Origin of the sequence: Stenotrophomonas sp. RIT309 (assembly GCF_000632045.1) — a bacterium.
GTDB classification, from domain to species: Bacteria; Pseudomonadota; Gammaproteobacteria; order Xanthomonadales; family Xanthomonadaceae; genus Stenotrophomonas; species Stenotrophomonas indicatrix.
In genome coordinates this window covers 135,727-148,139 of record NZ_JFYS01000002.1, presented here as the reverse complement: position 1 = coordinate 148,139, position 12,413 = coordinate 135,727, and the positions used below count along the sequence as shown (strand labels likewise).

The following is a 12,413-nucleotide window of genomic DNA, read 5'->3' as shown; positions in this document are numbered from 1 at the left end:
GCCGGGCATGGCCCGGCGCTACCGCAGGCGTTCCGGATATCGGGTGGCGCCGGGCGATGCCCGGCGGGCGCAGCGGCCACCGGACCGGTAGCGCCGGGCCATGCCCAGCGAGCGCAGCAGCCATCGGAACGGTAGCGCCGGGCCATGCCCGGCGAGCACAGCGGCCATCGGACCGGTAGCGCCGGTCCATGCCCGGCGAGCGCAGCGGCCACCGGACCGGTAGCGCCGGGCCATGCCCGGCGGGCGCAGCGGCCACCGGACCGGAGCCTTACCCCAGATCGCCCAGCCGTGCCTGCAACGCTGCGATCGCGGCCAGGCCTGCGGTTTCCGTGCGCAGGATGCGAGGGCCCAACTGCAGGCCCTGGAAGCCTGCGGCGGCGAGCTGCTCACGGTCACGCGGCGACCAGCCACCTTCCGGGCCGATGGCGATCACCACGCCGCCGGCCGGCGCTGCCTGCAGTGTCGACAGCCGGTGCGCTCCCAGCGGGTCCAGGGTCAACCGCAACGTATCGGCAGGCAGTGCCGCGCTGGCCTGTGCCAGCGACTGCGGCGGTCCTACCTGCGGAATGCGCGCACGACCGGACTGCCCGCAGGCCGACTGCACGACGTTGTTCCAGTGCGCCACGCGTTTTTCCGCGCGAGCTGCATCCAGCTTCACTTCGGTGCGCTCGGCATTCACCGGCACGATGGCGCTCACCCCCAGTTCGGTGGCCTTCTGCAGGATCAGGTCCATCTTTTCGCCGCGTGCAATGCCCTGCAGCAGGGTGATGGTCAGCGGCGATTCGTTGGCGATCACCTGCACCGCGTCGATGCGTACCTGTACCTCGCGTTTGCCGGCCATGGTCAGCGTCGCGGTGTAGTCATGGCCATCGCCGTTGAACAGCACGCAGGTATCACCCTCGCGCAGGCGCATCACCCGCACCAGGTGGTTGGCCGTCTCTTCCGGCAGGGTCACGGTCTGGCCGCTGTGCAGCGCCAGGTCGATGGGGCAGCGGGTCACGCGCATGCAATCGCCTCGTCGATGGCCGCCAGCGTGGTATGCGCCAGCAGCTCCAGTTGTTCATCGTCCACGCAGTACGGTGGCATCCAGTACAGCACGTTGCCCAGCGGGCGCAGCACCACGCCGCGCTTCAGCGCCGCCTTGTAGGCGTGCAGCCCCAGCCGCAGCGCCGGATCGAAGGGCGTGCGCTTGTCACCGTTGCGGGTCAGTTCGAAGGCCATCACCATCCCGGCCTGGCGCACATCGGCCACGTGCGGATGGTCGGCGAACGGCGCGGCCAAGGTGCCCATCACCGAGGCGATGCCGCGATTGCGCGCGATCACATCGTCCTCGCCGAAGATGTCCAGCGTGGCCAGCGCCGCCGCGCAGGCCAGCGGATTGCCGGTGTAGCTGTGCGAATGCAGGAAGGCACGTTCGCGCGAATCATCAAGGAAGGCGTCGTACAGCGCCTGCGTGGCCAGCACCGCAGCCAAGGGCAGGAAACCACCGGTCAGGCCCTTGGACAGGCACAGCAGGTCCGGCATCACCCCGGCCTGCTCGCAGGCGAACATCGTGCCGGTGCGGCCGAAGCCGGTGGCGATTTCGTCGGCGATCAGGAACGCACCATGGGCGTCACACAGTTCACGCACGCGCTGCAGATAGGCCGGATCGTGCATGCGCATGCCACCGGCACACTGCAGCCGTGGTTCCAGGATCACCGCGCAGATCTCGCCCGGATGCTGGTCGAACAGCGTGGCCAGGCCATCGGCGGCCTGGCGTGCGCGGTCGGCCGCACTCTGCCCGGGTTCGGCCAGGTAGGCGTCGGGCGAGGGCGCAAACAGGCCCTCGGCCAGCAGCGGCGCGTAGACCCGGCGGTACAGCGGAATGTCGGCCAGTGCGAGGGCGCCCAGCGTCTCGCCGTGGTAGCCATTTTCCAGCGAGACGAAGCGCGTGCGCCGGGTCTCACCGCGGTTCTGGAAATACTGGAAGGCCATCTTCAGCGCCACTTCGACGCCGGCCGAACCGTTGTCGGCGTAGAACACCTTGGCCAGTGGCGCGCGGCCGGGCTGGCGCGGCGCGAGGGCCAACAGTCGCTCAGCCAGGGTGATCGCGGGCTCGTGGCCGAACCCGGCCAGCATCACCTGTTCCAGCTGTCCGGCCTGGGCGGCGATGGCACCGCCGATGCGCGGCTCGGCATGGCCGAACAGGTTGGTCCACCAGCTGCTGACCGCATCCAGGTAGCGGTTGCCGTCGTGATCGATCAGCCAGGCGCCTTCGCCGCGGGCGATCGGCACCAGCGGCAACGTGTCCGGATGCTCGCGCATCTGCGTGCACGGGTGCCACAGGACCTTGAGGTCGCGTTGCCGCCAGTGCTGGACCAGCGGAGAGGGGGTTGGGTCTGCTAGCATTTCGGGCTCATGAACATGTTGCTGCCTGCACATTCTATCGGCCTCGGCGCACGCGCCGTCTGCCCCGGAGATTCCGCGTGAACGATGACCGCGCAAGGCGTCCTCTGCCGATCATCCATCGGATCACCGACGAGGAGAACGGGCCCTTCCAGCGCCAGCACCTGGACCTGGAGTTCTCCAACGGCGAACGCCGCCGCTTCGAACGCCTGGTCAGCCGTGGCCATGGCGCGGTGGTGGTGGTGCCGATGCTGGATGAAGAAACCGTGCTGCTGGTACGTGAATACGCGGCCGGCATGCACCGCTACGAGCTTGGCCTGGTGAAGGGCCGGATCGATGCCGGCGAAACGCCGGAGCAGGCCGCCGACCGTGAGCTGAAGGAAGAGGCCGGCTATGGCGCTCGGCGGGTCGACGTGCTGCGCGCGATGACCCTGGCGCCGACCTACATGAGCCATCAGTCCTGGCTGGTGGTCGCGCGCGACCTGTATCCGGAGAAGCTGGCCGGCGACGAGCCGGAGGAACTGGAAGTGGTGCCGTGGAAGCTGGCCGATCTGGACCAGTTGATGCTGCGCGAGGACTTTTCCGAAGGGCGTTCGCTGGCGGCGCTGTTCATCGCCCGCCAGTGGCTGCAGGGAGCACGATGATCAAGCTGACCACGGAACTGCGCGAAACCGCGATCGCCATCGCCCAGGAAGCCGGGCAGGCGATCATGCAGGTCTACAGCAACGGTTTCGATGTGACACTCAAGGACGACGACAGCCCGGTCACCGCTGCCGACCTTGCCGCCGACCGGGTGATCCAGCAGGGGCTGCGCCAGCTGACACCGGACCTGCCGATCCTGTCGGAGGAGTCGCCGCTGGTGCCCTGGGAGCAGCGTCAGCACTGGGGCGCGTACTGGCTGGTCGACCCGCTTGATGGCACCCGCGATTTCGTCAAGCGCAATGGCGAGTTCAGCGTCAACATCGCGCTGATCTACCAGGGCGCCCCGGCCTTCGGCGTGGTCCAGTCGCCGGTCACCGGCATTGTCTGGCACGCGATGCGAGGCGAGCTGGCGTATCGCCGGCAGGGTGTGCATGACACCGTGCTGCGTACCCGTACACCCGCGACTGCGCCCCTTCGCGTCGCCGCCAGCCGCTCGCATCGTTCAGCGGAGACGAATGCCCTGCTGGCCCGCATGGGCGACATCGAGACCGTGGTGCAGGGCTCTTCGCTGAAATTCTGCCGGATCGCCGAAGGCGGACTGGATGTCTATCCGCGGCTGGGCCCGACCTCCGAATGGGATACCGCTGCTGGCCAGTGCGTGCTGCACGCGGCCGGTGGCGCGGTGCTCTCGGTCGGGACCGGCAAGCCGTTCCGCTACAACCGCCGGCCGACGCTGTTGAACGGCGATTTCATGGCGCTGGGCGATACCAGCCTGCCGTGGCGGGACTGGTTGTCCGATTGATCCAGGAGAAACGCATGAGCACGCACGAAACCCCTGCCACCGGCAACGCCAGCGCGGAGCTGGAGCGCCTGCTGGCCATCATGGCGCGCCTGCGCGACCCGCAGGGTGGCTGTCCCTGGGACCTGGAACAGAACTTCGCCACCATCGCCCCCTATACGATCGAAGAAGCCTACGAAGTGGCCGACGCGATCGATCGGGGCGACCTCGACGACCTCTGCGATGAACTGGGTGACCTGCTGCTGCAGGTCGTGTTTCATGCGCGCATGGCTGAAGAACAGGGTGCGTTTGCCTTCGCCGAGGTCGCGCGCGCGATCAGCGACAAGATGCAGCGGCGGCACCCGCATGTGTTTGCCGATGTCAGCGTCGACGATGCCGACGGCGTGATGCGTAACTGGGACGCGATCAAGCGTGCCGAGCGCGCGGCAAAGGGCGATAAGGACACCTCGGCGCTGGCCGGGATCTCCCGTGGCCTGCCGGAATGGCAGCGGGCGGTGAAGCTGCAGTCGCGCGCGGCCAAGGTGGGTTTCGATTGGCCCGGTCCGCTGCCGGTACTGGACAAGGCGGCCGAGGAACTGCAGGAACTGCGCGAAGAGTTCGAACGCGGTGACATCGTGGGCAACAAGGCGCGCCTGCAGGAGGAACTGGGTGACCTGCTGTTCGTGTGCGCCAACCTGGCGCGCCATGCGGACATCGATCTGGGTGCCGCGCTGCGTGGGGCCAACCACAAGTTCGAACGTCGCTTCCGTTCGATGGAGGCGCAGGCCGAGGCACAAGGCGATTCGCTGGCCGCACTCGATCTGGATGCGCAGGAAGCGCTCTGGCAGCACGCCAAGGCCACCGAAAAAGCGTGAAAACGCTCGGTCTGTTCCTGCTGACCGCGCTGGCCGAGATCATCGGCTGCTACCTGCCGTGGCTGTGGCTGCGCAAGGGTGGCAGTATCTGGCTGCTGTTGCCGGCGGCGGCCAGCCTGGCGTTGTTCGCCTGGCTGCTGACCCTGCACCCGACCGCCAGCGGACGCGTGTACGCAGCGTACGGTGGCGTGTACATCGGCACGGCGCTGTTCTGGCTGTGGCTGGTCGACGGCATCCGTCCCAGCCGTTGGGACATGCTGGGGGCTGCGCTTTGCCTGGCCGGCATGGCGGTGATCATGTTCGGGCCGCGGCAACCGGGGTAAGCCGGGCAGGTGTAGAGTCGAGCAATGCTCGACCGTTGTTGTGGCAACAACAGCCGGGCATGGCTCGGCACCTTCAACGAACGGAGCACGCGCATGTCCCGCTTCGCCAGCTTCCGCGAGTTCTATCCGTTCTACCTCAGCGAGCACCGCAACACGACATCACGACGCCTGCACTTCATCGGCAGCTGCGGCGTACTGCTGCTGGTCGCCATCGCCGCACTGCGCGGACAGCCGCTGCTGCTGTTGGCGGCATTGGCCTGCGGCTACGGCTTTGCCTGGGTCGGTCACTTCTTCTTCGAGAAGAACCGCCCGGCAACATTTCGTCATCCACTGTATTCGTTCATCGGTGACTGGGTGATGTTCGCCGACATCCTGCGTGGCAGGGTGAAGTGGTGATCTCGCCGTGCGCACCGGCCGGCGCCGTACGACTCAACGCGCGTTGCAGCCCAGCGCCGCCAGGTTGATCGCGTCGGCCATGCGCCGGTAGCCCTCGTCGTTCGGGTGCAGATGATCGCGGGTGATGTCCGCCGGCAATGATTCCGGCTCTTTCGGATCACGCAGGGCTGCATCGAAATCCACCACGCCATCGAAGCCGGTGTCCTGGCCACGCGCCCACTGGTTGATCGCGGTGCGGGTGGCGGCCGATACCGGTTCGTAGCGCTCCGAATCGCCGAAGGGCGTCAGTGTGCCGAGATGAGCGCGGATACCATGTGCATGCAGCCGGGTGGCGACCTGGCGGTAGCCCAGCAGCATGTCTGCCGCGCTGCGTCCCGGCAGCGGCTGTGCGCCACCACCGTGGCGGATGTCATTGATGCCTTCGAACAGGATCACCTGGTCGGCGTCGGCCACTGCGATCACGTCGCGATCCAGCCGCGACAGTGCGCTGTGGCTGCGGCCATGGTCCAGCAGCTTGTTGCCGCTGATGCCCTGGTTGAGCACCACGAAGCGGTCCGGGCACGCCTGCTGCAGGCGCTGACCCAAGCGCTCGGGCCATTGGTTGAACGAGCCACGCGAGGCCGTCGCGCCCTCGGTGATGGAATCACCCAGGGCCACGATCACCTGCGGCCGGTCCGCGCGCTGCACCAGTACCGCAGAGAACACGTTCTGCTGGTAGCCCACGCGCACGCTGTCGGCCACCGCGTCCTGCTTTCCGTCGGCCACCCGCACCACCGTACGGCGCACTGCAGGGCGGGTGGGCTGCGGGAAGTACGCGGTCACGCTGATCTCCTGCAGGGCGGCAACCCGCAAGGGCAGTGCATCACTGAGCAGCGCTGCGCCCACCGGTACGTCGATGGACGTGCGTCCATCGACGGTGACCGGCAGCGCTGCCGCCTTGCCATCCTTCAGGCGCACCCGTACATCTTCCACATGCAGCGGCGTGGTGCCCAGTTCGTTGCTGATGCGCAGCCGCAGCGCATCGCCCCTGCTACCCAGGCGCATGTCCTGGCGCACGGTCTGCGCTGCGAACTGCACGGGCGCGTCAGCGCTGCCATCCTTGCGGTCAGGCGCGGGCGAAGCGGTCCAGGCGGTGACCCAGACCGGTGCGGCCAGCGCCACGGGGGCGGCCACGGCGGTGCCGATGGCCAGGGAAAGCAGGGTGATCCAGCGCTGCATGGGCTTCGATCCGGTCAGGAGAAGTAGGTGCCGCCGTTGACGTCCAGATTGGCACCGGTGATGAACGCTGCCGCTGCCGACGCCAGGTAGACCGCCGCATCGGCGGCTTCCTCCGGCAGGCCCTGGCGACGCAGCGGCGTCGCGCCGGCCACCGCCGTACGCACTTCCGGTTTGGTGAATTCGTCATGGAAGCGGGTGGCGATCATGCCGCAGCACAGTGCGTTGACGCGGATACCCTTCGGCCCCAGCTCCTTGGCCATGGCCCGGGTGAAGGTCATCACAGCCGCCTTGGCAGTGGCATAGATCGCCGCACCAGGGCCTCCGCCATCACGACCGGCCTGCGAGGCGAAGTTCACGATCGCCGCGCCTTCGCCCATGTGCGGTACCACCGCGTGGGTGGTCAGGTAGGTGGAGGTCAGGTTGAGGTCGATGACCTTGTGGAAGAACGCCGGGTCGATGTCGGCCAGCGGACGACGCTCGACCATGCCGCCGGCCACGTTCACCAGCACGTCGATGCGCTGGCCGAATGCAGCCTGCGTTGCTGCGACCAAGCCGGCCACGGCGGCGGGATCGGTGACGTCGGCGCGGTGGGCGATGGCCTGGCCACCGGCCGCCTTGATCAGCGCCAGCGTTTCCTGCGCGCTGGCTTCGTCGTTGGCGTAGTTGAGGCAGACGCGTGCACCGGCCGCAGCCAGCTTGATCGAGACGGCACGGCCGATATCACGGCCACCACCGGTGACGATGGCCACCTTGTCCTGGAACGACATGCGGGAAACTCCTTGGTTTGCGGGGGAATGCGAGGAAATGGGGGGGGCTCAACCGTCGGTGCGGTCGAGCTTGTGGATCGGTCCGGTCCACCACCACAGCGCGGCCAGCGACAGCGGCACCAGTGCGGCGACGAGGATGAAGATCGGTGCATAGGAATGGCGGGTCAGCACCGGTACCAGCCAGGTGGTGATCAACGTTCCGGCTACGGCGGCCAGGCCGCCGAGACCGGCCAGCGTGCCCACCGAGCGGCCATCGAACAGATCGCCGGGCAGGGTCTGGATGTTGCCGATGGCGATCTGGAAACCGAACAGCACTGCTGCAATCGCCAGCACCGCAAACAGCGGCTGGTTGGCCAGTACCGCGCCCAGCAGGGCCGGTGCCATGATCACGCAGCCCAGCGAAATCGACAGCTTGCGCGCACGGTCCACGCTCTGGCCGGCATTGATCAGGCGCCCCGACAGCCAGCCGCCGCTCAGGCTGCCCAGCATGGCGCCGACGAAGGGCACCCAGGCGAACAGGCCGATCTGCTTGATGTCGAAGCCGAAGGTCTCGGCCAGATAGATCGGCAGCCACGATACGAACAGCCACCAGATCGGATCCAGCAGGAAACGGCAGGCGAGCATGCCCCAGCTCTGCCGGTGGGCCAGCAGCGAACGCACGCTGACCTTCGGTGCATCCACGCGTTGCTGGCCAGCCTGGTCTTCCATGATCAGGCGCCGCTCGGCGTCACTCACCCACGGATGCTTGTCCGGGCCGGCGCGATAGACGAACAGCCATGGCAACAGCCACAGGAAGCCAAGTGCACCGACCAGTACGAAGGTGCCGCGCCAGCCAAGCCACAGGTACAGGCCGGCGATGGCCGGCGCCGAAACGATGGCACCGATGGACGCGCCCGCGTTGAAGATGCCCTGTGCGAGGGCACGCTCACGCGCGGGGAACCACTCGGCATTGGCTTTCACCGCACCGGGCCAGGCACCGGCTTCGCTGATGCCCAGCATCGCTCGCACCACGCTGAAGGAGAGCATGGAGTGGGTGACCGAATGCAGCGCGATCGAGATCGACCACACACTGATCGACAACGCGAACCCCAGCCGCGTCCCGATCATGTCGAACAGGCGCCCGAACAGGAACTGGCCGGCGGCATAGAACAGCATGAACACGGTCACCAGCAGTGCGTAATCGTCCTTGGTCGCGCCGACTTCCCTGGCGATCTCCGGCCACATCACCGCCAGTGCATTGCGGTCGATGTAGTTGATCACCGTGGCCACCGCGATCAGGCCGACGATCAGCCAGCGCAAGGCCGAGCGCACCGGCACCCTGCGCAGCGTGGCCACGGCCGAGGGGCCGTTCATCGTGCCTCACCCTTGCTGCGGTCCATGCGCGCATGGCTGCCGCTCCAGCGGTAGGCATGGCCATCCACCGTCACGCTGTGTTCGCCCTTCGCGTCGCTGTCGTCGGCCACGCCGAGTGCGATGCGGGCGCCGCTGGCGAGGCGCAGCTCGAGCACCTCGGCATCATTGCCGCGGGTGCGGATGATCTGCTTGATGCTGCTGTCGGCACCGTGCACGTACTCGGCGGTGCCGTTGTACTCGCCATGCGGCTCCAGCACGCTGAAGAAGGTCACATCCTTCTGTCCTTCCACGCGCTGCAGCAGCGCCGGTTCGCGGCGCAGGTTGAACTCGGGATCATTGGCACCGCTCTCCACCAGCAACGCCTGCGACGGCGCGCTGCTGCCGAAGCGGTAGGTGTAGAAGCGCCCGTCGAGCAGCCACGCCAGCGTGCGCGGCTCACTGCCGGCCTTGCTGCGTGCGTCCAGCCACAGGTGCTGGTAGCCGTTGTCGCTGCCGAGCACCGGGCGCTGGGCGGGGAAATGCTCGGCCTCGAAACCGGTGGTGACGATGTGGCCGTTGAAGTGTAGCGGCAGGTCGTAGCGTGCAGCCTTGTCGCCGTGCACCTGCAGCAGGTCCAGCACCACCGGCAGGCCCAGTTCGGGGTGGCGCAGCAGTGCCTGGGTGCGGGTGAACACCACGCCCGGATAGGCATCGCGCATCGTCGCCGAGGCGATCTGGGTATCTGCGTCGGCCTGGAAGAAGCGCACCTGCGGGGCGAGTTCCTCACCGCGCTTCCAGTCGCCCTTGAAGTGGCTCTGCTCGTTCACCACCAGCGTGTTGTGGGCCACGGTCTGCTTGGCCCAGCTGCGGTTCTCGGCCAGATAGATGCCACCGCGCTTGGCTTCCACGTTGAGGAAGCGCGCCGCGCCGTAGTCGGTCACCACGGCGTTGCCATTGTCGTAGAACAGCCAGTTGAGCTTGTCGAAGTGGCCGTGGCCCATGCCCTGCATGGTGTCCTTCTGCACCAGCGCCTGGCCGCGTTCGCCGCCCATGCGCAGGATCGCCAGGCCGCCGCGTTCACCGTCCGGGCCGTCGCGCAGCAGCATCGGCCGGTAGTCGAACGGTTTGGCTTTGTTGGCTGCCAACGCCTGCGCCACCTGCAGCCCTTCCGGCGACAGCAGCAGGCGTTTCTGCTGCTGGGCGACCGACAGCAGACGGTCATCGCCGGCCTGCGCATAGGCGATGCCGATGCCAGCCACCAGCTCTTCGGTATCGATGCCCTTGTCCAGGATCGCATCGTTGATCGGGAAGAACAGGCCGTCGTAGCTGGTCTGCACCAGCACGTCCACCGCCTTCAGCAGCACGCCGTCGCGGCGCGCGAAGATCTTCCGCTGCGGCTCGTTGCGTTCGATCGCGTTGGCAAACAGCAGGAACGGCGCCAGCGCATAGCGCTGGTAGTAGGGGCCTTCCTCGTAATACCCATCGGGCGAGAACAGCAGGTCGATCTGCCGCAGGAAACCGAACTGGTCATCCTTGCGGCTGCCGCGCAGCGATTTCTCCACCAGTTCGCGATCACGCAGCACGTAGCCGGTCAAGCCGGTGGCGGCCACCGCCCAGGTCGCGTGGTTGTGGATCTGGTCGTAGTTCTTCGGCTCGCTGGCCAGGAACTCGGCCATCGGCCGGAACACCTGCGATTCGATGGTCTGCCGATCCTGCGGCGACAGCGCATCGCGGATCGCGTCGTAGCCCTGGATGGCGTTGACCAGCCAGACCGAATCGTTGAGCACCTGCCAGAACACCCGGCCGGGAATCTGTCCGCGTCCTTCCGGATGCGGGCCGAGGGTCGGGTAGAGCTTGGCGTACTGCAGCAGCATGTCGCGCGAATAGGCGACATAGGCCTTGTCGCCGGTCAGCCGGTACAGGGTGCCGGCGGCCAGCAGTGCCTGGTAGTTGCGCTTGTGCTGCTCATGGGTGCGACCGCCGCCCTTGTCCTTCGGCACCTGCACGTCGATGCCGGCCTTCATCATCTTCTGCAGCGATTTCTGCGCACGCGCCTGTTCCTTGGCGAACCACGGATAGCGGCTGCCTTCGCTGGCCATCTGCTGCCACTGCGCGGCGGTCACCAGTACCGGCGCGGTATCGCCTTGTCGCGCGGCTGCGGCAGGTGCCGCATGCAGCGGTGCCGTCGGCAACAGGGCGAAGGGAGCGGCCAGGGCGAGGGCGATCGCCAGACGGTGGGAACAAAGGGACAGTGGCTGCAACCTCATCGATCAACTCCGGTGCTGGTGCGTGACAGGGCAACCTCGCCCACCTTGGGATACCAGTCCACCCCCGTCTGTTCGCGCGGGGTCATTGCCAGCGCCGGATCGGCGCCGATGGTGGGCAGGGGCGTTGCCGGCACCCACAGGCCGCTGGCGGCCTGCTGCAGGGTGATGCTGGCGCTGCTCACCCCGCCCGGGAATACGCTGCTGGCCTGCGGCGACTGCACGTTGTTGCTGAAGGCGATGCCGGCCAGCGAACTGGCCGCATTCGGTGGATTCTTGCTGGTGCGGTTGACGATCAGGTTGCCGCTGAAGTGGCTGTTGCTGGCGGCAACTACGATCCCCTTGGTTTCGTCATGGCCCACACCGAAGCTGATCTTCGCCACGTCGACGAAGGTGTTGCGGCTGATGGTCGCGTTGACCACCGGCGCGTAGCCGGACAACGGCGGATTGGCCTGTGCATCCATCACCGCCAGTGCCGAGCGGTTGCTGGAGCCGGCTAGCCGTTCGAAGTAGTTGTTGCTGACGGTCTGGTCGGCATTGATGATGCGCACGCCGCCGGTGCCGGCCTTGTCGTCGCCGAGGAAGAGGTTGTCGACCACCCGGTTGCCGTTGCCATGGCGAAGGGTCAGCGCGCCGGCCGAACGATAGAACACGTTGCCGCGGAAGGTATTGCCGCCGGACTTGTTGGAGACGATCTCGGTCTCGCCATCGCAGCCCTCGAACCAGTTGTTCTCCACCGTGCTGTTGGAATCGCTCAGCGAGGTGTCGCTGGTGCCTACACGGATCGTCTCTCCGCCATTGACGCCCAGCGCTGGCCGCGGGCCGAACCAGTTGTGGTCGATGCGGTGCTGGTTGTCCAGGCCCTGGGTGGCATCGCGCACCACCACCACCGTCGGGCCAGCGTTGGTCTTGCCGCGCAGCTGGCTGTGGTCGAGGCGGTTGTTGCTGCCGTACAGCGACACCCAGTAGTCCTGGTCGCTGCCATCGGGGTTGCTGTAGTCATCGATGACCAGGCCGGTGACGCGGCTGTGGCTGGCCACTGCCTTGCTCGACTCGCGGAACGCCACCACGGCGTCGCCCGGGGTGTAGCCGTTGCGGAATACCAGGTTGGAGACCTGCAGGTAGCTGCCGGCCAGGCGCAGGTCCGACCCCCCGCTGAGGATCACCTTGCCCGGCGTCTGCGCGCGCAGCACGATCGGTGCGGCGGCGGTGCCCTGGCCCTTCAGCAGCAGGCGCGCATCGGTCCAAGTGCCATCGGCCAGCACGATTTCATCGCCGGGTTGCAGTGCGGCAGCGGCGGTGGCGAACTCGGCGGCATCATGGACCAGCCAGCTCGCAGCGTTCGCCGGCAAACTGGTCAGGCAGGTTGCCAGTCCAATTGCCAGGCAATATCCAAGGGTGGGTTTCGAAAGGCGGTGCGAAGTCGGTTGAAT

The 12,413-nt window shown here is 67.2% G+C and carries 12 protein-coding genes; 5 read left to right on the top strand and 7 right to left on the bottom strand.

The window, feature by feature from the left end; genetic code table 11:
- Positions 1–268 precede the first annotated feature (268 nt).
- Together BW38_RS17955 and bioA are read right to left on the bottom strand one after the other, a co-directional pair.
- Complete coding sequence (locus tag BW38_RS17955; RefSeq protein WP_032974971.1) at positions 269–1,006, bottom strand: 16S rRNA (uracil(1498)-N(3))-methyltransferase; 738 nt, start codon at positions 1,004–1,006, stop codon at positions 269–271.
- Positions 997–2,388, bottom strand: a complete 1,392-nt coding sequence (gene bioA / locus BW38_RS17960) for an adenosylmethionine--8-amino-7-oxononanoate transaminase (protein ID WP_032974970.1) — start codon at positions 2,386–2,388, stop codon at positions 997–999. The genes BW38_RS17955 and bioA overlap by 10 nt, the downstream gene beginning before the upstream one ends.
- A gap of 77 nt (positions 2,389–2,465) precedes the next feature.
- On the opposite strand from bioA, the gene nudE reads away from it, so the two are divergent.
- From nudE to BW38_RS17985, 5 genes are all read left to right on the top strand, one after another.
- Positions 2,466–3,029 (top strand): ADP compounds hydrolase NudE, encoded by a 564-nt coding sequence (gene nudE / locus BW38_RS17965; protein WP_025877762.1) that lies wholly within the window; start codon positions 2,466–2,468, stop codon positions 3,027–3,029.
- A complete protein-coding gene (gene cysQ, locus BW38_RS17970; RefSeq protein ID WP_025877764.1) occupies positions 3,026–3,829 on the top strand; it encodes a 3'(2'),5'-bisphosphate nucleotidase CysQ in 804 nt (267 codons plus the stop codon). Before nudE ends, cysQ begins: the two co-directional genes overlap by 4 nt.
- Before the next feature lie 14 nt (positions 3,830–3,843).
- Positions 3,844–4,680 carry a nucleoside triphosphate pyrophosphohydrolase gene (gene mazG / locus BW38_RS17975; RefSeq protein WP_032974969.1) on the top strand — a complete coding sequence of 279 codons (837 nt, stop codon included), beginning with the start codon at positions 3,844–3,846 and terminating at the stop codon, positions 4,678–4,680.
- Positions 4,677–5,003, top strand: coding sequence for a YnfA family protein (locus BW38_RS17980; protein WP_032974968.1), 327 nt, complete (start codon positions 4,677–4,679; stop codon positions 5,001–5,003). The genes mazG and BW38_RS17980 overlap by 4 nt, the downstream gene beginning before the upstream one ends.
- Positions 5,004–5,096: 93 nt before the next feature.
- Positions 5,097–5,399, top strand: a complete 303-nt coding sequence (locus tag BW38_RS17985) for a DUF962 domain-containing protein (RefSeq protein ID WP_032974966.1) — start codon at positions 5,097–5,099, stop codon at positions 5,397–5,399.
- Between the two features lie 33 nt (positions 5,400–5,432).
- On the opposite strand, the gene BW38_RS17990 is transcribed toward BW38_RS17985, so the two are convergent.
- Genes BW38_RS17990 through BW38_RS18010 form a run of 5 tightly spaced genes read right to left on the bottom strand, consistent with a single transcriptional unit; the run spans position 5,433 to position 12,332 of the window.
- On the bottom strand, positions 5,433–6,617 hold the full coding sequence (locus tag BW38_RS17990) for a GDSL-type esterase/lipase family protein (RefSeq protein WP_025877768.1): 1,185 nt from the start codon (positions 6,615–6,617) through the stop codon (positions 5,433–5,435).
- A 14-nt stretch (positions 6,618–6,631) separates the two neighbouring features.
- Positions 6,632–7,384, bottom strand: coding sequence for a glucose 1-dehydrogenase (locus BW38_RS17995; RefSeq protein WP_032974965.1), 753 nt, complete (start codon positions 7,382–7,384; stop codon positions 6,632–6,634).
- 48 nt (positions 7,385–7,432) lie between these two features.
- Positions 7,433–8,737 carry an MFS transporter gene (locus tag BW38_RS18000; RefSeq protein WP_032974964.1) on the bottom strand — a complete coding sequence of 435 codons (1,305 nt, stop codon included), beginning with the start codon at positions 8,735–8,737 and terminating at the stop codon, positions 7,433–7,435.
- On the bottom strand, positions 8,734–10,983 hold the full coding sequence (locus BW38_RS18005; RefSeq protein WP_032974963.1) for an oligoalginate lyase: 2,250 nt from the start codon (positions 10,981–10,983) through the stop codon (positions 8,734–8,736). The genes BW38_RS18000 and BW38_RS18005 overlap by 4 nt, the downstream gene beginning before the upstream one ends.
- Positions 10,980–12,332 (bottom strand): polysaccharide lyase 6 family protein, encoded by a 1,353-nt coding sequence (locus BW38_RS18010; protein ID WP_234003379.1) that lies wholly within the window; start codon positions 12,330–12,332, stop codon positions 10,980–10,982. The genes BW38_RS18005 and BW38_RS18010 overlap by 4 nt, the downstream gene beginning before the upstream one ends.
- Between the last annotated feature and the right edge of the window lie 81 nt (positions 12,333–12,413).

Coding starts and splice junctions, on each gene's coding strand:
- cysQ (WP_025877764.1), top strand. CDS start 3,026: ATGATCAAGCTGACCACGGAACTGCGCGAAACCGCGATCGCCATCGCC.
- mazG (WP_032974969.1), top strand. CDS start 3,844: ATGAGCACGCACGAAACCCCTGCCACCGGCAACGCCAGCGCGGAGCTG.
- BW38_RS18000 (WP_032974964.1), bottom strand. CDS start 8,737: ATGAACGGCCCCTCGGCCGTGGCCACGCTGCGCAGGGTGCCGGTGCGC.
- BW38_RS17985 (WP_032974966.1), top strand. CDS start 5,097: ATGTCCCGCTTCGCCAGCTTCCGCGAGTTCTATCCGTTCTACCTCAGC.
- bioA (WP_032974970.1), bottom strand. CDS start 2,388: ATGCTAGCAGACCCAACCCCCTCTCCGCTGGTCCAGCACTGGCGGCAA.
- BW38_RS17955 (WP_032974971.1), bottom strand. CDS start 1,006: ATGCGCGTGACCCGCTGCCCCATCGACCTGGCGCTGCACAGCGGCCAG.
- BW38_RS18005 (WP_032974963.1), bottom strand. CDS start 10,983: ATGAGGTTGCAGCCACTGTCCCTTTGTTCCCACCGTCTGGCGATCGCC.
- BW38_RS17995 (WP_032974965.1), bottom strand. CDS start 7,384: ATGTCGTTCCAGGACAAGGTGGCCATCGTCACCGGTGGTGGCCGTGAT.
- BW38_RS17990 (WP_025877768.1), bottom strand. CDS start 6,617: ATGCAGCGCTGGATCACCCTGCTTTCCCTGGCCATCGGCACCGCCGTG.